The sequence below is a fragment of the Dysgonomonadaceae bacterium zrk40 genome (assembly GCA_016916535.1).
Taxonomy (GTDB): domain Bacteria; phylum Bacteroidota; class Bacteroidia; order Bacteroidales; family Dysgonomonadaceae; genus Proteiniphilum.
The window spans coordinates 2,404,995-2,426,818 of record CP070276.1 but is presented as its reverse complement, the minus strand read 5'-3'; the positions used below and the strand labels follow the sequence as shown (position 1 = coordinate 2,426,818).

Below are 21,824 nucleotides of genomic sequence, written 5' to 3'. Positions count from 1 at the left end.
GAAGCAACGATCTGATCTCTTTATACGAAGCGATTGAGATGTGCCAGCACCTCCTCGTTCCGGTCGTACAACCCCAGGTTCAGGTTCATCAGATCTCCCCGCTCTGCCATCTCACGGATGATGGGGAAGATGGGACGTTGTTCCGTCCAGAACGCACTGTTCAGAAAAATCATCGGGCTTGCATAACCATACGACTCATAGTGGTTCTGCGCGAGATCCTGAAAAACCTCCTGCATCGTTCCCGCACTGCCGGGGGTAAAGATCACCCCACCCTTGGCAAAGGCCAGCAAACCTTCCTCCCGCACACTGTTCTCGAAATACTTGGCAATGTGTGTCGCAAATGGAGTGGGCAGTTCATACCCGTAATGCCAGGTAGGGATCCCCAGGCTCTCATACTGGGGATCGGGAAAACGTTCCATCACCCGGAACGCCGATGCCAGCCATTCCTCATCGGCGTAGGCCGGCGCAACAGAGAGCAACCTCATTGCCTCCTCAATGTCCGATTCACTCCGCCCCGCCAGCCAGGCACCCACGTGGGTTGCCTCCATCGCTCCGGGACCGCCCCCGGAAAGCATCAGATACCCCACCTCGGTTAGCATCTTCGAGAGACGCACTACCTGCAAATAGATCGCTTCACTCCTCAGCATGCTGTGGCCTCCCATCACTGCCACCAGCTTGCGCTCGTCAAACCTGGAAATATAGTCGTGTAGCGAATCGGTGATAGAATGATCGTGCAGGCGTTGTGCCAGCGTATCCCTGATCGATTGCTTCTCACGCGACCGGCGGTAGTAGTCATATACCACCTTGTCGAGGGTACCCAGATATGTCTCAGGGTGAGAGGGATCAAATCCGTTGTACAATGAATCTTTGTTGTAGAGCCTGCTGGGATAGGTGTGAAAGGGTACATCCAGCAGCGGAAAGATAAAATTGTCCGATTGCAGATGATGCAGCAATCTCTCCGACAGGGTACAGCCCAGAAAGAGGCATTTGGAAAAACGAACGGCAAGCAGCTGCTCCTCAATCTCAGTCAGGTCGAGCGCTTGCACCGCGATCTCCTCCACGGTTGTCCGGTTGAGAAACGATTTCAGTTCGGAAAGGTTGTCAAATTGTTGCATATCAGAAGGTTGTCAAAATAGAAAATGAATATGTTCGTAATTCAAGTTTCGAAAGTTAAAATTCAATCTAAACAATTAAAGCATTGTACCCATCGATAAAACTGGAGAATGAAAACATCTTACAATTTTAACGCCCTCTTGGCCCATAAGGTTTGCGTAAGACCGCGTGAAAGGAGGTAGAGGATGAAAGCCAGCCAGAGCCCGTTGTTTCCCCAGAGCGGTGTCATCAGGAAATAAATGGCAAAAAACAGGAGTGAGGAGAGTATCATCGCGTTGCGCATCTGTGCGGAAGCGGTTGCACCAATGTAAATTCCGTCCCACAGGAAGGCAGCGAAGCCGGTAAGCGGGATCAACAGCGTCCAGAAGAGATAATCGCCAGCCCCCTCTATGATAGACCGGTCATTGGTCAGAATCTGCAGGATCTGTTCCGGGAAGAGGGTATAGACTACCATCGCGGTGATGCTCACCACCCCACCCCAGAAAAAGATGCGACGCAGCATCTGCTTCAGTGCATATTTGTTTCCCGCTCCCACGAAGCGGCCGGTAAGTGCCTCTCCCGCATAAGCAAAGCCATCCATGAAATAGGAGAAAAGCATGAAGAACTGCATCAGCAACGCGTTGACCGCCAAGATGGTCTCTCCCATACCCGAGGAGGCAAAGGTAAAGAAGGTGGTGACCAGGGTGAGCAGGAAAGTACGAACGAACACATCAGCATTCACCCGGAAATAGAGCCTGATGGTACCCCTCTCCCATAGATGCTCCTTCCTCACATAAACACGGAGCCGTCGGTAGTAGCGCCACCAGAAACCTGCCGCCACGAGAAAGGAGATGAGCTGCGAGAGCAGCGTACCCAGGGCAATCCCTTCAATCTTCATCCCCAGCACGAAGACAAAGAAAACACTCAGCAAGATGTTTAGCACATTGTTGAAGATGGCGATGAACATGGGGATGCGGGCATTCTGCATTCCGATGAACCATCCTTTAAAGGCATACATCCCCAGCACTGCCGGTGCGCCCCACACCACGATACGGAAATAACTCTCTACATGATGTACCGTTTCCGGTCCCGACTTTATCAGACCAAATGCAAATCTACCCAAAGGGTATTGCAGCAGCACGATCACGCTACCGATGCCCAGGCCGATGAGCAGTGTGCGGATCAGCACGTGCATCACCTCCGCCAGATCACGGGCGCCATACGCCTGGGAGGCGAAACCGCTGGAGCTCATCCGCAGGAACCCAAAATTCCAGTAGATCATATTGAAGACATTGGCTCCCAGCGCTATTGCACCAATGTAAACAGCCGACCCCAGCCGTCCGGCCACCGCCATGTCAATCATCCCCAGCAGGGGTACGGTGATATTGGTGATGATGTTGGGTAGTGCCAGTCTGAATATTTTCCTGTCCATGGATGAAATAAATAGAAATCGAAAATTTAATCAATAACAGCCATAAAAGAGAATTAACAGTCTAGCGATGTGAAAAGTTTCATTTTTTGGGAGGAGAGAGAGGAGATTGACCATTTTTTTGTAACTTTGCTTCTTCCTTAATTACAAATAATCAGACCTCGGTGACGGCTTCTTTAACCAGACCCTCACTGCGGTTTATCTATAACAGAAAACAGGTCACAAGGAAAAAAACATTTAGGAACAACCATATGGATAAAATTCAGGAACTCACCTCAAAACTCTACACCGAAGGGGTGGAAAAAGGCAGGGATGAAGCAGAGCGAATCATTGCAGGAGCCAAAGCCAAAGAAAAAAAAATATTGGAAGAGGCTGAGGAAAAAGCAAATCAGCTGATCGCAGCTGCTCAGAAAGAACAGGCTGAGCTGAAAAAGAACACCGAGGCAGAATTGAAACTCTATGCATCCCAGTCGGCAGAAGCACTCAAGACAGAGATCATCAACCTGCTGACCGACAAGCTTGCCACCATGAATGTGAAGGCAGCGATGGAGGATAAGGGGTTCATGCAAAAACTGATTGGTGAGCTGGTAACCCACTGGTCCGAAAACGAAACCCTGACGGTGGGTGTGGAGCACCCAGAAGAGCTGGAGTCCTATATCGCCTCCAATCTGAAACAGATTCTTGAGAAAGGATTGAAGATTGAAGCGGTGAACGGCATCAAGACTGGATTCACACTCTCTCCCGCTGACGGATCGTACAAGATGCGATTCGGTGAAGAGGAGTTCATCGATTATTTCAAGGAGTTCCTGCGTCCCCAGATCCGGCAACTGCTCTTTTAAAAAGGGAAGCTTTTCTGCTCCTCCACCTTTTTTGTTTATACCTATGCTTTTTACAAACCAGTATTACTATTTCATCTCCGGGCTGCCCGACTTCTCGTTCGACAGCACCAAGCTGCCATACACCGTTGAGACCTTCAGGGAGATGCTCGATGAGGCCCTCAAGCCGGAGGACAGCAAGCTGTTAAGCAGATACTTCCTTCGCTACGACAACCTCAATCTCTTCCACATACTGAACAGAAAGGAGGGTGACTGGCACCGTGAAGGGAACTTCTCACGAGACGAGATGGAAGAGATCATCGGGAAGGTGAAAGAGGGAGATCCCATTGATCACGAGCTGGCACCGCCCTACTATGAAACATTCCTCAGGGCATGGCTCAATGAGGAGGTAGCAGGAGAGGCGCGCACACTGGAAGACCTTATTGCTTCATTCCATATGGACTACGGGTTGGAAGCCCGTAACAGCCTAATTGCTGACTGGTTTGAACTGAACCTCAACATTGGCAACATCCTCTCGGCCATCTATGCCCGCAAGTATGAGATCGACATCCATAAGGTCGTCGTGGGAAATAATCCGCTGGCAATCATCATCAGGGAAAATGCCAACGCCCGTGATTTCGGTATCGGTCAAGAGTTGGACTACTTTGACAACGTCCTGCGGCTTTCTGAGGAGAACGATCTCTTCGAGCGGGAACGCAAGCTAGATAAGTTCCGCTGGGACTGGCTTGAAGAACACACTGCGCTCGACTATTTCAATGTCGAGTATCTCTTTGCCTACCTCTGTAAGCTGGAGATTCTGGAGCGATGGGTGGAACTGAACGCCGAAGAGGGAGAAAAGGTATTCCGCAAGTTGATCGACAGCCTGAAAAACGGGGTGGAGATGCCGGATGATATCTGACAACGACAAACAACAACAACCATATATGTTAACAAAAGGAACAGTAAAAGGAATCATTGCCAACCTGGTCATCGTCGAAGTGGACGGACCGGTAGCCCAAAACGAGATCGCCTACATTGATCTCGACGGTACCCGCCTCATGTCGGAGGTGATCAAGGTGGTGGGAAAGAATGTCTATGTGCAAGTGTTCGAGAGCACCCGCGGACTGCGTGTCAACAGCCGGGTGGAGTTTCAGGGACACATGCTGGAGGTGGTGCTCGGACCGGGGTTGCTGGAACGCAACCTGGACGGTTTGGAGAACGACCTCGACAAGATGGAAGGAGTCTTCCTGAAACGTGGTGAGTATACCTTCCCGCTCGACGAGGAGAAAGAGTGGTCGTTCAAACCGCTGGCAGCGCCCGGCGACAAGGTGACCGGCGGATCCTGGCTGGGTGAAGTGGATGAAAACTTCCAGCCGCACAAGATCATGGTTCCTTTCGTGATGAAAGAGGAATACACCCTCAAGAGCATCGTGGAGGAGGGCACCTTTAACATCCATAAAACCATTGCGGTGGTGACCGACCAGGAGGGCCGGGAACATGACATCACCATGGTGCAGCGCTGGCCGGTGAAGATACCCCTCACCGCTTACAGAGAGAAACCACGCCCCTATAAGCTACTGGAGACCGGCGTCCGTTCCATCGACACGCTCAACCCGATCGTAGAGGGGGGTACCGGATTCATTCCGGGAGCTTTCGGCACCGGTAAGACGGTGTTGCAGCATGCCATCTCGAAACAGGCGGAAGCCGATATCGTGATCATCGCCGCCTGTGGTGAGCGCGCCAACGAGGTGGTGGAGATCTTCACCGAGTTCCCCGAATTGATAGACCCCCACACGGGACGCAAGCTGATGGAACGTACCATCATCGTGGCAAACACCTCCAACATGCCGGTGGCTGCGCGAGAGGCTTCGGTCTATACGGCTATGACCATCGGTGAGTACTACCGCTCCATGGGACTCAAGGTGTTGCTGATGGCTGATTCCACTTCACGCTGGGCACAGGCACTGCGCGAGATGAGCAACCGTCTGGAAGAGCTGCCCGGACCTGACGCCTTCCCGATGGACCTCTCGGCCATCATCTCCAACTTCTACGGCCGCGCGGGACATGTCACCCTCAACAACGGTCAGGAGGGATCCATCACCTTTATCGGCACCGTCTCACCGGCAGGGGGTAACCTGAAGGAACCGGTGACAGAAAACACCAAGAAGGTGGCCCGCTGCTTCTATGCCCTGGAGCAGGATCGTGCCGACAAGAAACGCTATCCGGCCATCAACCCTATTGAATCCTACTCTAAGTATATCGAATATCCTGAATTTGAAGAATTTATTGCAGAACATATCTCTGCCGACTGGACAGAGAAGGTGAACGAGGCCAAAACAAGGTTGCTCAGGGGCAAGGAGATTGCCGAACAAATCAACATCCTGGGCGACGACGGCGTGCCGGTGGAATACCACACCACCTTCTGGAAAGCGGAACTGATCGACTTCATCGTGCTCCAGCAGGATGCCTTCGACGAGATTGATTCGGTCACCCCCATCGAGCGGCAGAAGCATATCCTGGACCTGGTGACGGAGATCTGTCGTACCGAGTTCCAGTTCGATCATTTCAACCAGGTGGCCGATTTCTTCAAGGAACTGATCAACATCGGCAAACAGATGAATTATGCCGAGTTCCAGTCGGAGTCGTTCAACGATTATCACAGGCAGATGAAAGAGCTGGTATCCGAGAAAAGCAACGGATAAAAAAGCGGTGAAACAACCGGGAGAACAGCGAAACAGCTAATTATCAAATCAGCAATTCAATTAAAAATGGCAAAAGCATTTCAGAAAATATACACCAAAATCACCCAGATCACCAAGGCAACCTGCTCGGTGAAGGCAACCAACGTAGGGTATGATGAACTGGCAACGGTGAATGGCAAGCTGGCACAGGTGGTGAAGATCATCGGCGATGAGGTGACCCTCCAGATCTTTGAAGGTACCGAGGGGATCCCCACCAACGCGGAGGTGATCTTCATGGGCAAGGCCCCCTCACTGAAAGTGGGAGAACAACTCTCAGGACGCTTCTTCAACGCCTACGGCGATCCCATCGACGGCGGTCCCGTGCCGGAAGGTGAGGAACGGCCGATCGGGGGCCCATCGGTGAACCCGGTGAGAAGAAAACAGCCCTCCGAGCTGATTGCCACAGGCATCGCCGGCATCGACCTCAACAACACGCTGGTGTCGGGACAGAAGATACCCTTCTTTGCCGACCCGGACCAACCTTTTAACCAGGTGATGGCCACCGTGGCGCTGCGCGCCAAGGCAGACAAGATCATCCTGGGGGGGATGGGGATGACCAACGACGATTACCTCTTCTTCAAGAACGTCTTCAGCAACGCCGGTGCCCTCGACCGTATCATCTCCTTTATGAACACCACCGAAGACCCGGCAGTAGAGCGATTGCTGGTGCCCGACATGGCACTTACCGCCGCCGAGTATTTCGCGGTGGAGAAGCATGAAAAGGTGCTGGTGCTGCTCACCGACATGACCTCCTATGCCGATGCGCTTTCAATCGTCTCCAACCGTATGGACCAGATTCCATCGAAGGATTCGATGCCGGGATCGCTATACTCCGACCTGGCGAAGATTTACGAGAAGGCGGCACAGTTCCCCACCGGAGGATCCATCACCATCGTGGCGGTCACCACCCTCTCGGGAGGCGACATTACCCACGCGGTACCCGACAACACCGGTTACATCACCGAGGGGCAGCTCTTCCTGCGGCGTGACAGCGACGTGGGCAAGGTGGTGGTAGACCCGTTCCGCTCGCTATCGCGACTCAAACAGCTGGTACAAGGTAAGAAGACCCGAGAGGATCATCCGCAGGTGATGAACGCGGCGGTACGTCTCTACTCCGATGCAGCCAACGCCAAAACTAAGATGGAGAACGGTTTCGATCTGACCGATTACGATGAGCGCACCCTTTCATTCGCGAAAGATTACTCCAAATTCATTCTGGCTATCGATGTAAACCTCGACACGGAGGAGATGCTCGACAAGACCTGGAAGCTGCTTTCAACCCACTTCAAACCAAGTGAAGTGAATATGAAGAAGGAATTGGTGGATAAATACTGGCATTGATGGCAATCAGGTTTCAATATAACAAAACTTCCCGCCAGCAGCTGGAGAAACAGCTGAAGGTGAGGATACGTGCGCTCCCCACCCTACAGAACAAGGAGACGGCGCTGCGTATGGAGGTGAAGAAAGCCAAAAAGGAGATCGAACTGCTGGACGAGGAACTGGAAAAGAGAATACATTCGTACGATAAGATGGTAGCCCTCTGGAGTGAGTTCGACCCTACACTGATACGGGTAAAGGATGTGGAGCTCAACAGAAAAAAAATTGCCGGCGTGGTCCTCCCCATCCTCGAGAAGGTGCTGTTCGAGACCAAACCATTCAGCCTCTTCAACCGGCCCAAATGGTTCCTTGATGGTGTGAAAACCGTGGAGGAGCTGGCGGAGATCGGTATCCGGAGAGACTTCAATGAGATCAAACTGAAAAGGCTCGAATATGCCCGTAAGAAGACCACCCAGAAGGTGAATCTCTTTGAGAAGGTGCAGATACCCGGTTATCAGGAGGCAATCCTGAAGATTAAGCGATACCTGGAAGATGAGGAGAACCTCTCTAAATCGTCGCAGAAGATCATGCGTAGTCACCAGGAGAAAAGAAAAGAGGAGGAGGGTAGCATATGGTAGCAAGAATGAAGAAATTCAGTTTCCTGGTCTTCCACAACGACTACAACACCTTCCTGCATGAGCTGCGGGAGCTGGGGATGATCCATGTGGTGGAACAGGAGCGCAAGGCACTCGACAGTGAGGAGCTGCAACAGTTCCTGACAGAGACACGCCGACTGAACGAAGCCAAAAAGGTGCTGGAGAAGGTGACCGACAAGAAGTCGCCCCTGCACCCCAATACTGCCAGCGTGGAAGAAGGAGTGCTTCTCCCCGATCGGATCGCTGAGATTGAGAACGATAAATCGACGCTCGCACAACAACTGCAGGTGAGTCAGCGGGAACGTGAGGCACTGCGCCCCTGGGGCAATTTTGACCCGGAAAACATTGAACGGCTGGAGGAGGCGGGATACCACGTCAACCTTCTCGTCGTTCCGGATAAAGCATACAATCCGGAGTGGGAGGAGCGCTACAACGCCATGATCATCCACCGCGAGGGTTCGAAGAGCTATTTCGTCACCATCACCAAAGAAACCGGTCTGGCCGACCAGCTCAACCTGGAGGAGATGAAGCATCCCGAGTTGTCGCTGCTGGAGCTCGACAAGCTGATTGTTGCCCTGAAAAAGCGAATCAGCGAGAAAGAAGAGGCTCTCAGGCAGTTGACAGCCGATTTGCCCTCACTGGAGGCAGCAATAAAAGAGCTGAACACCCGTATCTTCTTCACACGCGTGGCTCACAGCGCCACCCGTGTAGCTGATGAGAAGCTGCTGCTGCTGCAAGGGTGGGCCCCCGCCGCCAAGGAGCAAGAGATCACAGCCTACCTGGAAGCACAGGAGGCTTACTATGAGACGGCGGAGCCACAACCGGAAGATGATGTCCCCATCATGTTTGCCAACAACCGCTTCACCCGTCTCTTCGAGCCGATCGCAGAACTCTACATGCTGCCGAAGTACAACGAAATCGACCTCACCCCCTTCTTCGCTCCCTTCTACATGATCTTCTTCGGTCTCTCACTGGGCGATATCGGTTACGGCACCTTCCTGCTGGTGGTCTCCACCCTGGCGATGATCTTCATGAAGAAGATCGGCAAAACCATGAAGGGGATGATGAGGCTGGTGCAGATCCTGGGAGCGTCCACCATGGTGTGCGGCCTTCTTACAGGTGGGTTCTTCGGCTTCAATATTTACGAGACCCATATCCCCTTCTTCGAGAAGATGAAGGATCAGGTCTACTTCGACAATCAGCAGATGTTCGTGCTCTCCCTGATCCTAGGGGTGATACAGATCCTCTTCGGCATGTTCCTGAAGATCTTCAACCGCATCCGTCAATTCGGATTCATGCACGCCCTCTCCACCATCGGATGGGTCATACTGTTGCTGAGCGTGATCATGGCTGTACTTTTACCAAACGTGATGCCGATGGGGGGAACGGTTCACATGGCGGTGTTGGGTGCTTCAGCCATCCTGATACTCTTCTTCAATGCTCCGGGCAAGAACCCGCTGCTCAACCTGGGACTGGGACTCTACGACACCTACAACATGGCAACCGGATTGCTTGGCGACGTGCTTTCCTATGTCCGTCTCTTCGCTCTGGGTCTCTCGGGAGGCATCCTGGCCAGCGTCTTCAACAGCCTGGCCCTCGGTCTGAAGCCGGACAACGTGGTGACCGGGTCGCTGGTCTTCCTGATCATCTTCCTCTTCGGCCATGCCATGAACATCTTCATGAACGTGCTGGGTGCGATCGTGCACCCCATGCGACTCACCTTCGTGGAGTTCTACAAGAATGCGGAATTCACCGGTGGAGGGAAACGATACGAACCTTTTAAAAAGTAGAGATGAAAAGTTTGACAGCAACGTGACAACAAGAAAATAAAAGAAACTACCTAGTATTCAGAAACCAACAGATAAACAAATAAATAACAATTTACAACATGGACAGCAACTTATTAATTGCCTATATCGGCATCGGAATCATGATCGCCCTCTCGGGTATCGGCAGCGCCTACGGGGTAACCATTGCCGGCAACGCGGCAGTAGGGGCACTGAAGAAAGACAGCAGCAAATTCGGTAACTTCCTCGTGCTAACGGCACTCCCCGGCACGCAGGGTCTCTATGGCTTTGCGGGTTACTTCATGTTCCAGAGCATCTTCAGCGTGCTGACTCCCGAGATCTCCTCAATCCAGTCGGCAGCGGTGCTGGCAGGTGGCCTGGCACTGGGTTTGATCGGGCTCTTCTCATCCATTCGTCAGGGACAGGTCTGTGCCAACGGCATCGCCGCCATCGGACAGGGACACAACGTCTTCGGCAACACACTTATCCTTGCAGTGTTCCCCGAACTATACGCCATCGTGGCACTGGCCGGCGTCTTCCTGATCGGTACCGCCGTAGCTTAAATCTGCTACTACAAATCAAAAAAGAGAGACTGCCTCAATGATGAGACAACCTCTTTTAATTACCGGCACCCCCCTGTTGTCAGCTGATGTCTATATCGACACGATCAATCCCTATGTCCCTCATCGAGGCGGGATCCTCCACCGGCTCGATATGGGTGGAGACGGTAACCGGCTCGTGAAACATGGCGATGATGGTCTCCTCCACCTCATCGGCACAGTCGTGCCCCCGCTTCACGCTCCAATCGCCCGGCACCAGCAGGTGCATCGAGATGAAGCGACGCGGTCCCGACATGCGGGTCAGCAGGGAGTGATATTCAATCTCCCGTTCGCTTAGAGAATCGAGATAGGTGGTCACCCTTTCCAGTTCATCCTCCGGAATGGAGGCATCCATCAGCTCTCGTGCCGACCGGTGGAGTAGCCTGTAACCGGAATAGATGATGTTGAGGCCAACCAGGATGGCGATAATCGGGTCGATGATCAACCAGCCGGTGAGCTCCACCAGGATGATCCCCAGGATGACCCCCACACTGGTATAGACATCTGTCATCAGATGTCTGCCGTCAGCCTCCACGAGCAGAGACTTTTTCTTTTTGCCGTTGTTGATCAGAACAACTCCTACCACCAGGTTCACCAGTGAGGCCAGCAAGGAGAAGAGTAATCCGGTGGTGATATTCTCCAGTGGCTGGGGTTCAATGATCCGGGGCAGGGCTGAACGGATGATGGTGAAGGCAGCAATCAGGATCAGTGCCCCCTCCACGGCGCTGGAGAAGTACTCCGCCTTGCCGTGGCCAAATTCATGCTCCTGATCGGCAGGCTTGCGCGAGAGATGAAGCATCAGCAACGCGAAGAGCGCGGCGAACAGGTTGACGAACGACTCCAGTGCATCGGAGAGCAATCCCATTGAGCCGGTGACATGGAAAGCATAAAACTTCAGCAGAATGGTTATCGTCGCAGCTGCCAGTGAGAGGTAGAGATATTTGTTAAGCGATTTTCTATTCATTGAAGTAAAAATTATCTCCCATCACATCCGATCTTCTATCTACTGTTAGAGACAGTATGCAAACATGTTGTGATGGCAGGCAGATTATTCGGCAAAATTAATCAATTCTTCCCAATAGTTACTCCCGGCTGCCGGATTAATTCACACTAAATTCACAACACCCGTATGAGACCTCTCTATTTCATCTTTGGGGAGTCCCTATGATTTGGCTTTTTTCATTATCTTTGTATCCGTATTAAAACTGCATAAAGGACTATGTTTGAAAATTTAAGTGACAGACTGGAGAGGTCGTTTAAAATACTGAAAGGGGAAGGCAAGATCACCGAGATCAACGTGGCCGAGACCCTGAAGGAGGTACGCCGTGCACTGCTCGACGCCGACGTAAACTACAAAACCGCGAAAGAGTTTACCGAGACAGTGAAGCAAAAAGCACTGGGACAGGATGTGCTCAACGCAGTGAAGCCGGAGCAGATGATGGTGAAGATTGTGCACGACGAGCTGGCCACCCTTATGGGCGGGACGGCGGTCGACATCAACATCAAGGGCACCCCGGCGGTGATTCTGATGTCCGGGTTGCAGGGATCGGGTAAGACCACCTTCTCCGGCAAGCTGGCCAACATGCTCAAGAGCAAGAAGGGGAAGCAACCCTTGCTGGTAGCCGGGGACGTCTATCGTCCGGCTGCCATCGAGCAGCTCAAGGTGTTGGGTGAACAGATTGGCGTCTCGGTCTACGCAGAGGAGGAGAATAAGAACCCGGTGAAGATCGCGCAGAATGCCATCCAGTATGCCCGCCAGCATGGCAAGGACCTGGTGATCATCGACACGGCCGGTCGTCTGGCCATCGACGAGCAGATGATGCAGGAGATCGAGTCGATCAAGAAGGCAGTCAACCCACAGGAAATCCTCTTCGTGGTGGATGCCATGACCGGTCAGGATGCGGTGAACACTGCCAAGGAGTTCAACCAACGACTCGATTTCAACGGGGTGGTGCTCACCAAGCTTGATGGTGATACCCGCGGCGGTGCGGCGCTTTCCATCCGCTCGGTGGTCGACAAGCCGATCAAGTTCGTCGGTACGGGCGAGAAACTCGACGCCATCGATGTCTTCCACCCGGAACGTATGGCCGACCGTATCCTTGGGATGGGCGACATCGTCTCACTGGTGGAGAAGGCACAGGAACAGTATGACGAGGAAGAAGCGCGCCGCCTGCAAAAGAAGATTGCCAAGAATCAATTCGACTTCAACGACTTCATTGCCCAGATTCAGCAGATTAAGAAGATGGGTAACCTGAAAGACCTGGCATCTATGATTCCCGGTGTGGGTAAGCAGATCAAGGACCTGGATATCGACGACGATGCCTTTAAGGGGATCGAAGCGATCATTCGCTCCATGACACCGGCAGAACGCTCCAACCCGGAGATTCTGAACGGTAGCCGCCGTGCCCGCATCGCCAAGGGGAGCGGCACCAATGTGCAGGAGGTGAACAAACTGATCAAACAGTTCGACGAGACCCGTAAGATGATGCGGATGATGACCTCCGGTGGAGGCAAACAGGCCATGCGTAATATGAGAAGAAGATGAAACTGATCGACGGAAAGGCAACAGCAACTGAAATAAAAAAGGAGATCGCCGAAGAGGTGGCACAGATCAAGGCCAACGGAGGGAAGACACCTCACCTGGCAGCGGTACTCGTGGGTCACGACGGCGGCAGCGAGACCTATGTGGCCAACAAGGTGCGTAGCTGTGAGGAGGTAGGGTTTCACTCCACCCTGATCCGCTATGAGGAAGATGTTACCGAGGAAGAGCTGCTCGCCTGCGTGGAGCGGCTCAACAGTGATCCCGACATCGACGGCTTCATCGTCCAGCTGCCGCTGCCAAAGCATATACACGAGGAGCGGATCACCGAGGCAATCGAGTACCACAAAGATGTGGATGGCTTTCACCCGGTGAACGTGGGTCGCATGGCCCTCGGACTCCCCTGTTTCCTCTCTGCAACACCGGCGGGCATCGTGGAACTGCTCAAGCGCTACAACATTGAGACCCGCGGAAAGCACTGCGTGGTGTTGGGACGAAGCAACATCGTGGGCAAACCGGTATCGATGCTGATGATGCAAAAGGGAATCCCGGGCGATTGTACGGTGACTGTCTGCCACAGTCGCACCAAAAATATCAAAGAGATCTGCCTGCAAGCCGACATCATCATCGCCGCACTGGGCGTACCGGAATTCCTAAAGGGTGATATGGTGAAAGAGGGCGCGGTGGTGATCGACGTGGGCACCACACGGGTGCCGAGCGACAAGACAAAATCGGGCTTCAAACTGACGGGCGACGTGGCCTTTAGCGAAGTGGCACCCAAGTGCTCCTGGATCACTCCCGTACCGGGTGGTGTGGGACCGATGACCATCGTCTCGCTGATGCGCAACACCCTGCTGGCAGGTAAGAAGTCAATTTACGCATAATTTTTTGTTGGGAGACATTCCCCAATTCGATGCACCCTATGAAAAAAGCAAAACCTCATGTCGTAGTCACCGGCGGTGCACAAGGCATCGGACGGGTGGTGATGCAACTCTTGCTGGAGGAGGGATACAGTGTATCGGTATTCGACATCGACAGTGAAGCGATGGAAGAGTTGAAACCATCGTTCCGCAGGCGCAGCGTCTCCTTCCACATCACCGACGTGTCGAACGAGGTGAGCGTCCGCTCCTCCATACGAGCCGCCGTGAAGCAGTACGGCCCCGTCTACGGACTGGTGAACAATGCGGTATACGAGCTGTTCAAACCGATGGAAGAACTTACCCTGGAGGAGTGGAACAGGGCTCTCGCCACCAATCTCACCGGCACCTTCCTATGCAGCAAACATCTGGCATCTTCAATCCGGGAAACAAAGGGATCGATTGTCAACATCTCCTCCACACGCGCTTTTCAGTCAGAGCCCCACACTGAATCCTATTCGGCCAGCAAGGGAGGCATCTGCGCACTCACCCATGCCATGGCGATGAGCCTGGGTCCCCACGTACGGGTTAACAGTATCAGTCCGGGCTGGATTGATGTTTCGGCATTGAAGAAAAAATCTCTGACGAAACAGGTGATGATTACGGAGGAAGATCACCTGCAGCATCCTGCCGGCCGTGTGGGCAATGCGATGGATATCGCCCGCATGGTCCTCTTCCTGATGAATCCGGAGAACAGCTTCATCACGGGACAAAACTTCACCGTGGACGGGGGGATGACCAAGAAAATGATTTACGTCTGACGTTTCCTCTCAATATTTTTTCACCTTGATCAGCAGGATACCTACCACTGTCCAAAAGATCTCCCTGATCCGCTTGCAGAGACTCACAAATACACCATACGAGAGAGGCAGCGAGAGAATGCCGAATACGATTACGATGCCTCCCTCGCGGGAGCCCATCTGCATCGGCATAAAGAAAAGAATGTTCCCTATCAGCGACTGGATCGATTCAATCATCACACTCTTCCCATAAGAGATAGGCATACCCACTGCACGCATCATCAGGATCACTTCCAGGCAAAGAAAAAAACGGGAGAATATTTCCAGGGAGAGAGATGCAACAAAATCTTTCTTGCGGTTGCGGTAGAGGTCGGCAATCAGGGTGTCCATCTGGTTAATTTTCTCCTGGTTGTTCCTGCGGTATGCTCTCAGGCTTTTCCCGATAAAAGGAAGCCTGCCTCCCAGCATCAAAGCCCTGTCTACCCCACCCCGGGTATAAACCCTGTAAGCCCATAACAACAGAAGGAATGAGGTGGCCGTGGAAAGAATCATACCCAGCTCCACCACATCGGAAAGCACCGGTACCAGGAAAAGCAGCAGCGGGATGGATATCATCCAAAAGATGAAATGAGAGACAAAGTGCATCATGGTGGAGAGCAGTACAGAGGAGGTCGCTTTCTGTATTCCCAGGGTGGATTGCAGTTCGATGATTTTATAGGGTTCACCACCCATCAGTCCGAAGGGAGTGATGTAGTTGATGGCAAAGCCACTGATCACCAACTTGAACAGCCGCATGAACCCGATCTTTTTGGTCTCCTCACTTCCATCATGCAGGATCAGATAAAAGGAGTAGGTATTGATCAGGTAGACCACTACCCAAAGCCCGATGATGGGTACAAACCACCAACCGGTCTGCCTGATATCGCGCATGATATTGTCGATCCCTGTCTTGTATATCATAAAGCCCAGCGCCAGGGCACCGAGCAGAAAAAAAATATTTTGAGCAATCTTCGCTTTTTTTGCCATAAGGGGGTGGCTCTAAACAACAATGGCCCGATACGCGCAGCATCAGGCCACAAAAATAGGGTTAATTCGTGAAATAATGGTAAGAACCAGCAAATTATTTCCGGAAAGGGGGTTTAACCACCACGGCTTTCAGCTTTCTGTTGCGCACGCTGATGAATATTTCTGTGCCGGGGGTGGCATATTCCGGTTTGAGGTATCCCATGCCGATTCCTGTTTTCAGAATCGGTGAGATCGTACCCGACGTAACAACACCAATGGAATGATCCTTATCGTTCGTTATTTCATAACCATGCCGTGGAATCCCCTTCTCTGTCAACTCAAAACAACAAAGCTTACGAGAGACACCCTCTGCTTTTTCTTTCTCAAGAACCTCACGCCCAATGAACATTTTCTCAGGGGTGAAGCGGGTGATCCAGCCCAGTCCAGCCTGCAGAGGGGTGGTGCTGTCATCCAGATCGTTTCCGTAAAGACAAAAGCCCATCTCCAGACGAAGCGTATCACGTGCACCCAAACCTATTGGTTTAATACCATAAGCATCACCCGCTTCAAAAAGCGCATTCCATATCTTACCTCCCTCTTCGGGATAAAAATAGAGCTCGAAGCCTCCGGCACCGGTGTATCCGGTGTTGGAGATGATGACGTTATCTACACCTGCAAAACGTGCAGTCACAAATGAATAGTAGGGGATGGCCGAGAGATCGGCGGTGGTGAGTTTCTGCATCGTCTCCATTGCATGAGGACCCTGTACAGCCAACAAGGCCATATGTTCCGAAGCATTCTCCAGCTCAGCACCCATGCTGTTATGCCTTTGACACCACTCCCAGTCTTTTTCAATGTTGGCGGCGTTGACCACCATCATGTATTTTTCCTCATCGTACTGGTACAGGATAAAATCATCCACGATGCCACCCTGTTCGTTTACAAAACAACTGTACTGAGCCTTGCCCGGCTGCAGACGGGCTGCGTCGTTGCTTGCAATCTGCTGCAGGAAAGATAGCGCTTTTGGTCCTTTCACCCAGAACTCACCCATGTGCGACACGTCAAACACACCCACGGCATTCACCACCGTAAGATGTTCATCGATGATTCCGCTGTACTCAATGGGCATGTTGTAGCCTGCAAACTCATGCATCTTTGCTCCCAGAGCAATGTGCTGGTTGGTAAATGGTGTTGTTTTCATATTATGATTTGGATTAAAGTAGTAACTCAGCCGCGTGCAACCAGCTCAGCAATCTTCACGATTACGTCGGATGCTTTTCGCAGCGACGGGATGGGCAGAAACTCATACCTGCCGTGGAAATTCATTCCACCGGCAAAGATATTGGGACAGGGTAGCCCCATGAACGAGAGGCGCGCACCGTCGGTACCACCGCGAATTGGTTTGATGTTTGGTTTCACACCCACCGCCTCCATGGCACGGAAAGCGTAGTCGATGACATGCATCACCGGTTCAACCTTCTCCTTCATGTTGTAGTACTGATCCCTCATCTCCAGTGTGAGACGGTTGTCATAACGTTTGTTGAGACGCTCCACCACTTCGCTCATCAATCGCTTACGTGCTTCGAACTTCAGCCTGTCGTGGTCACGGATAATAAAGGAGACCTTCGCTTCATCCACCGTACCATTGATGCCAATCAGGTGAAAGAACCCTTCATAACCCTCGGTGTGCTCCGGTCGCTCCCCTTCGGGCAAGATCGCTACCAGCTCGTTGGCCACATGCAGGGCATTTATCATCTTCCCCTTTGCATATCCGGGATGTACGTTGCGTCCTTGTATCTCAATCTTTGCCGAGGCAGCATTGAAATTCTCATACTCCAGTTCTCCCACCTCGCTGCCATCCATTGTGTAAGCCCAGCGGGCACCGAACTTCGCCACATCGAACTTGTCTGCACCACGACCAATCTCCTCATCGGGTGTGAAGGCAATGCGAATCTTGCCATGTTCAATTTCGGGATGCTCAATCAGGTATTGCATGGCATTCATGATCTCAGCTATACCAGCCTTGTCATCAGCCCCTAAAAGTGTATTCCCGTCAGTGACAATCAGATCCTCCCCCACATGGTGCAACAACTCGGGGAAGTCGGCCGGTGAAAGCACAACATTGTTCTGCTCGTTGAGCAGGATATCCTTGCCATCGTAAGCTTTCACGATGCGTGGCGTCACCTTTTCGCCACTCATGTCGGGACTGGTATCAAAGTGAGCGACGAAACCAATCACCGGTACATCCTTCTTCGTGTTGGCCGGGAGGGTGGCCATGAGGTAACAGTTGTTGTCGAGAGTCACATCTGTAAGCCCCATCTCAAGGGCTTCCTTCTCAACCTCCTTGGCCAGGTTGAATTGCTTTTGGGTACTCGGAGTCTGGGTGTTGTTCTCATCCGACTGTGTATCGATGCGGGCATACTTGATAAACCGGTCTACTATATCCATGATGATTTCTTGAACTGATTTTTTCTTCGTTTAAGTATTGATCTTCCTACAAAGATAAAAAAAGAGAGTGAATAGGAAAAATCAATTTCATCCTTTTGTATCTAAATAAAAAGATGTATCTTTGCACAAGGGTAAGTCCTATACGGCCAGCTCCCATTGAATCCCCCAGGTCTTGACCGAAGCAAGGGTATTTGGTTGTAGCGGCGCGATATAGATCGCTTACCCTTTTTTAGGACCAACAACAAACCCCTTCTACCGTCAAAGGTGAAGGGGTTTTTGTGATGTATCTATCAACCGATCACTATGCGATCTTTGGCAACAGCTTGGCGTCGAGCGAGTACTTACCGGCACCGATCAGAATTGCTCCGACAAAGACGATCAGCAAATCGAGCGCATGACCGAACACCATGAAATCATCGCCTGCCGCAAGATGAGTAGCGAGCGCCACGACCATGGTACCTGTCAGCATCAGGGCAGCGGGACGGAAAAGCAGGCCAAGTGCAAAAAGAGCACCCCCTACTGCTTCAGCAACGGCTGCCATGAATCCCCAGAACGCAGGGGCAAAGGTGATACCGAAAATCGACATGCTTCCGCCAATATATGTCCATGTTTCCACTCCACCCATCAACTTGGGTATACCGTGCAACATGATGGAAATACCAATACCCGCTCTCAAAATCAACCATCCCAGATGTAACAAATCTTCTTTCTTTCTCATTTTCTATTTTCTTGTTATGTAATTATTCAATATTGTCACGCTCTAAACCGATAGGTAGACCGTTTTGTTTATCTTTGCAACATCAATAAAATCGATATGTCTACTTTTGCCCCTTTCGCCAAACCGATGTACGTAATGTTGAAGCCGGTAGGTTCCAAGTGCAACCTCGACTGTGAATACTGTTACTATCTGGAGAAAGCGAACCTCTTTCCGAAAAAAAACAACCAGGTGATGAGCGAAGAGCTCCTCGAACGGTTCACGAAACAATACATCGAATCTCAGACACAGCCGCAGGTGATGTTCACATGGCATGGAGGAGAAACGCTGATGCGTCCCCTCTCATTTTACAGAAAAGCGGTGGAGCTACAAAAGAAATATGCTGGAGGACGTCAGATAGACAACTCCATACAAACCAACGGGACGTTGCTGACCGATGAGTGGTGTATCTTCTTCAAGGAGAACAACTTCCTGGTAGGCATCTCGATCGACGGTCCGCAGGAGTTCCACGATGAGTACCGGCGTGATAAGATGGGCCGTCCCTCTTTCCGGCGTGTGATGCGTGGCATTGAATTGCTGAAGAAGCACGGCGTGGAATTCAACTGTCTGGCAGTGGTGAACGATTACAACGTGGACTACCCGCTTGAATTTTACCGTTTCTTCAAGGAGATTGATTGCCGTTACCTTCAGTTCACCCCCATTGTGGAACGAATCCGCAAAAACAACAATTCATCCTTGAAACTGGCCACCGCGGCAGATGAGGAGGAGGATGTGGAGCTGGCACCTTTTACCGTGCCTGCTGATAAGTGGGGCAAGTTTCTCTGTGATCTGTTTGACGAATGGATCAAAGAGGATGTGGGGAGGATTTTTATCCAGATCTTCGACTCCACATTGGCAAACTGGGTGGGTGAACAGCCGGGTGTTTGTACCATGGCCAAGACATGCGGTCATGCCGGAGCCATGGAGTTCAACGGCGATGTCTACTCGTGCGATCACTTCGTCTTTCCCGAATACCGGCTGGGGAACATATACGATAAACCGCTTGCCTCACTGATGTACTCGGAGCAACAGCTCTCTTTCGGGAATAACAAGTTTGACACCCTTCCCCGGCAGTGCCGCGAATGCGACATGCTATTCACCTGCTACGGGGAGTGTCCCAAGAACCGTTTTATACGCGACAAATATGGCAACAAGGGTCTCAATTACCTCTGTAGCGGTTATTACCGCTATTACAGCCATGTGGCTCCCTATATGGATTTCATGAAGCAGGAGCTGCTTGCGGGACGCCCACCGGCCAATGTGATGGAATGGGCACGTACCAGGCAGGCATCACGCTAGTTTCCTTCTTTAAACCCACAAAAAAAACCGAACCACAGATGCGATTCGGTTTTTTTTGATTGTGAGTGATTACTTGTTCTGTCCCTGGCGGGCAGAATAGCTGATCTTCAATGCATAGGCCTGTCTTAACGCCTGCTTCACATCAGTGATGTACTGCATGCGAGTCTCTTCGTCGGCCTTGATTGATACGGTCATCAGCGGCTGGTCAGCTTCGTTCATACTTGCCTTTTCCTGGGCAATGTAATCCTGAATTTCCGAAACCTGTGCAAACCGGTCGTTCAGCTGCATCTGGGTACCAGTACCCAGTCGCGTTTCCATCGGGGGACCGATGTTGATGTAAGTCACCAGTGACTTTTTCTCCAGTTTCTGTACTTCGGAAGCTGTGGGCAATTTCATCCGCACCATCAGCGTCTCTGAACGCATGGTGGTGGTCACCATGAAGAAGAACAGAATGGCGAATACAATATCGGGCATCGACGAAGAGTTCAATGCAGGCATCTCTTTCTTGCCACCCTTATTAAATTTTCCCATAATTATTGTCCTCCGTAGTTTTTAGGTTCTGCCTCAGAGATACGTTGCGGGTAGAGATCGTTGATCTGTCCCTGCTGATCATCCGTCAGCTCATCGTATGAGGTATTGAAATATTTCCGGGCACCTTCCTCCCTCAGCTCATTGTAAGCCCTTACCACTTCGTTCTGCACGGCGATATAGGTCTTATAACTGGTGGTGGCATCATTCTGAATGGAGATTACATGCTGATCCGTAACCGGCACAATGCCGATGGGAGCGCCAAAATCTTCTTCAGTCAATTCCGGAAGCTGTTCACTGTTTGAAGTGTTCAGTACGAACTCCTTCACCTTGTCCTTGAGCGCAACCTTACTCCCGGTACCACGCAATTCTTCCGCGTTGGAGTACCATTCACTTCCTTGTTGATTCTGGACCATTGTCTCGTTTTGAGCGTTCACCAGTACCACCAGCAGGTTTCTGCGTTGCACGTCGACCGTAGTCTGTTCCTCGGTCTGTGGTGGTGGTGGTAGACGGCGTGCCAATCCGGAATCGACGTCCATATTGGATACCAGCAGGAAGAAGGTCAGCAACAGGAAAGAAATGTCCGCCATGGAACTTGCGTTGAGTGCCGGAACTTTTCTAGTTGTTTTTGCCATAAAATTAACCTTTCTTTTTCTTTAATGTACTGGCTGCCGTTTAGCCTTTTTTCTTGAAAAGGGGCAATACCAAAATTGCAAGAAATGTAATTACCAACAGGATATAGCCACTGTAAAGCCACATATCCGTCAGCTTCAATGTTGCGGGCTTATTGTCTGGACCGTCATAACCGGGGATATTCAGCAGGGTGCCGTCACCAATGGAATAGGTCACGAGCAGAAGTGCTCCGATGCCCACCAGTGCAAGCAGACCGCCCATTGCTTTCTTGGGACTCTCTTTCAATTTCTTGAAAAAGGAGAATACCGCAAAAAGTAACAATACCACGATGGTGATTGCAAAGAGGATATAGGCCCAGTATAAAACCAAGTCAGTAAACTTTGGCTGACTCATATCAGCGGCGATCTTCTCGTACGCCGGAACCTGACCTCCCAGGTAGAACAACGCCATCACCGCAATAGATATCAGGACACCTATGATGAGAGCGGTCTTGGAGGTTCTGTGTATTTTTGTAACAGCCATATT

21 protein-coding genes are annotated in these 21,824 nt (G+C 51.6%); 11 read left to right on the top strand and 10 right to left on the bottom strand.

Annotated features, from left to right (window positions below; translation table 11 throughout):
* Positions 1-20: 20 nt before the first annotated feature.
* Positions 21-1,115, bottom strand: a complete 1,095-nt coding sequence (locus tag JS578_10255; protein QRX63248.1) for a hypothetical protein — start codon at positions 1,113-1,115, stop codon at positions 21-23.
* 119 nt (positions 1,116-1,234) lie between these two features.
* The gene (locus JS578_10250) at positions 1,235-2,524 is read right to left on the bottom strand and encodes an MATE family efflux transporter (protein ID QRX63247.1); all 1,290 of its coding nucleotides are present in this window, start codon (positions 2,522-2,524) and stop codon (positions 1,235-1,237) included.
* Positions 2,525-2,772: 248 nt separating this feature from the next.
* Between JS578_10250 and JS578_10245 the strand changes: the two genes are divergently transcribed.
* From JS578_10245 to JS578_10215, 7 genes are all read left to right on the top strand, one after another.
* On the top strand, positions 2,773-3,360 hold the full coding sequence (locus JS578_10245; GenBank protein QRX63246.1) for a hypothetical protein: 588 nt from the start codon (positions 2,773-2,775) through the stop codon (positions 3,358-3,360).
* Between the two features lie 43 nt (positions 3,361-3,403).
* The gene (locus tag JS578_10240; protein ID QRX63245.1) at positions 3,404-4,255 is read left to right on the top strand and encodes a DUF2764 family protein; all 852 of its coding nucleotides are present in this window, start codon (positions 3,404-3,406) and stop codon (positions 4,253-4,255) included.
* Positions 4,256-4,280: 25 nt separating this feature from the next.
* Positions 4,281-6,038, top strand: coding sequence for a V-type ATP synthase subunit A (locus JS578_10235; GenBank protein ID QRX63244.1), 1,758 nt, complete (start codon positions 4,281-4,283; stop codon positions 6,036-6,038).
* Positions 6,039-6,104: 66 nt separating this feature from the next.
* A complete protein-coding gene (locus JS578_10230; protein QRX63243.1) occupies positions 6,105-7,418 on the top strand; it encodes a V-type ATP synthase subunit B in 1,314 nt (437 codons plus the stop codon).
* Positions 7,418-8,032 carry a V-type ATP synthase subunit D gene (locus JS578_10225; protein ID QRX63242.1) on the top strand — a complete coding sequence of 205 codons (615 nt, stop codon included), beginning with the start codon at positions 7,418-7,420 and terminating at the stop codon, positions 8,030-8,032. The genes JS578_10230 and JS578_10225 overlap by 1 nt, the downstream gene beginning before the upstream one ends.
* Complete coding sequence (locus JS578_10220; protein ID QRX63241.1) at positions 8,026-9,840, top strand: V-type ATP synthase subunit I; 1,815 nt, start codon at positions 8,026-8,028, stop codon at positions 9,838-9,840. The genes JS578_10225 and JS578_10220 overlap by 7 nt, the downstream gene beginning before the upstream one ends.
* Positions 9,841-9,938: 98 nt before the next feature.
* Positions 9,939-10,400 carry a V-type ATP synthase subunit K gene (locus JS578_10215; GenBank protein QRX63240.1) on the top strand — a complete coding sequence of 154 codons (462 nt, stop codon included), beginning with the start codon at positions 9,939-9,941 and terminating at the stop codon, positions 10,398-10,400.
* A gap of 79 nt (positions 10,401-10,479) precedes the next feature.
* Here JS578_10215 and JS578_10210 read toward each other — a convergent pair whose 3' ends face one another.
* Positions 10,480-11,400, bottom strand: a complete 921-nt coding sequence (locus JS578_10210; GenBank protein ID QRX63239.1) for a cation transporter — start codon at positions 11,398-11,400, stop codon at positions 10,480-10,482.
* A 255-nt stretch (positions 11,401-11,655) separates the two neighbouring features.
* On the opposite strand from JS578_10210, the gene ffh reads away from it, so the two are divergent.
* The 3 genes from ffh to JS578_10195 are packed head-to-tail and all read left to right on the top strand — an operon-like array spanning position 11,656 to position 14,653.
* Positions 11,656-12,981: a signal recognition particle protein gene (gene ffh / locus JS578_10205; GenBank protein QRX63238.1), complete on the top strand. Its 1,326-nt coding sequence runs from the start codon at positions 11,656-11,658 to the stop codon at positions 12,979-12,981.
* Positions 12,978-13,859 carry a bifunctional methylenetetrahydrofolate dehydrogenase/methenyltetrahydrofolate cyclohydrolase FolD gene (folD, locus tag JS578_10200; GenBank protein QRX63237.1) on the top strand — a complete coding sequence of 294 codons (882 nt, stop codon included), beginning with the start codon at positions 12,978-12,980 and terminating at the stop codon, positions 13,857-13,859. The genes ffh and folD overlap by 4 nt, the downstream gene beginning before the upstream one ends.
* A 38-nt stretch (positions 13,860-13,897) precedes the next feature.
* On the top strand, positions 13,898-14,653 hold the full coding sequence (locus JS578_10195) for an SDR family oxidoreductase (GenBank protein ID QRX63236.1): 756 nt from the start codon (positions 13,898-13,900) through the stop codon (positions 14,651-14,653).
* A gap of 9 nt (positions 14,654-14,662) precedes the next feature.
* On the opposite strand, the gene JS578_10190 is transcribed toward JS578_10195, so the two are convergent.
* From JS578_10190 to JS578_10175, 4 genes are all read right to left on the bottom strand, one after another.
* Entirely contained in the window at positions 14,663-15,658 is a 996-nt protein-coding gene (locus JS578_10190; GenBank protein QRX63235.1) for a flippase-like domain-containing protein, read from the bottom strand.
* Between the two features lie 94 nt (positions 15,659-15,752).
* A complete protein-coding gene (gene gcvT, locus JS578_10185; protein QRX63234.1) occupies positions 15,753-16,838 on the bottom strand; it encodes a glycine cleavage system aminomethyltransferase GcvT in 1,086 nt (361 codons plus the stop codon).
* A gap of 26 nt (positions 16,839-16,864) precedes the next feature.
* Entirely contained in the window at positions 16,865-18,085 is a 1,221-nt protein-coding gene (gene pepT, locus JS578_10180) for a peptidase T (GenBank protein QRX63233.1), read from the bottom strand.
* A gap of 301 nt (positions 18,086-18,386) precedes the next feature.
* Entirely contained in the window at positions 18,387-18,803 is a 417-nt protein-coding gene (locus tag JS578_10175) for a DoxX family protein (protein ID QRX63232.1), read from the bottom strand.
* A 96-nt stretch (positions 18,804-18,899) separates the two neighbouring features.
* Here JS578_10175 and JS578_10170 point away from each other — a divergent pair, with 96 nt between their 5' ends.
* Positions 18,900-20,138, top strand: coding sequence for an anaerobic sulfatase-maturation protein (locus JS578_10170; protein QRX63231.1), 1,239 nt, complete (start codon positions 18,900-18,902; stop codon positions 20,136-20,138).
* Between the two features lie 69 nt (positions 20,139-20,207).
* Here JS578_10170 and JS578_10165 read toward each other — a convergent pair whose 3' ends face one another.
* The 3 genes from JS578_10165 to JS578_10155 are packed head-to-tail and all read right to left on the bottom strand — an operon-like array spanning position 20,208 to position 21,821.
* Positions 20,208-20,669 (bottom strand): biopolymer transporter ExbD, encoded by a 462-nt coding sequence (locus JS578_10165; GenBank protein QRX63230.1) that lies wholly within the window; start codon positions 20,667-20,669, stop codon positions 20,208-20,210.
* A gap of 2 nt (positions 20,670-20,671) precedes the next feature.
* Positions 20,672-21,301 carry a biopolymer transporter ExbD gene (locus JS578_10160; protein ID QRX63229.1) on the bottom strand — a complete coding sequence of 210 codons (630 nt, stop codon included), beginning with the start codon at positions 21,299-21,301 and terminating at the stop codon, positions 20,672-20,674.
* A 40-nt stretch (positions 21,302-21,341) separates the two neighbouring features.
* Complete coding sequence (locus JS578_10155; protein ID QRX63228.1) at positions 21,342-21,821, bottom strand: hypothetical protein; 480 nt, start codon at positions 21,819-21,821, stop codon at positions 21,342-21,344.
* Between the last annotated feature and the right edge of the window lie 3 nt (positions 21,822-21,824).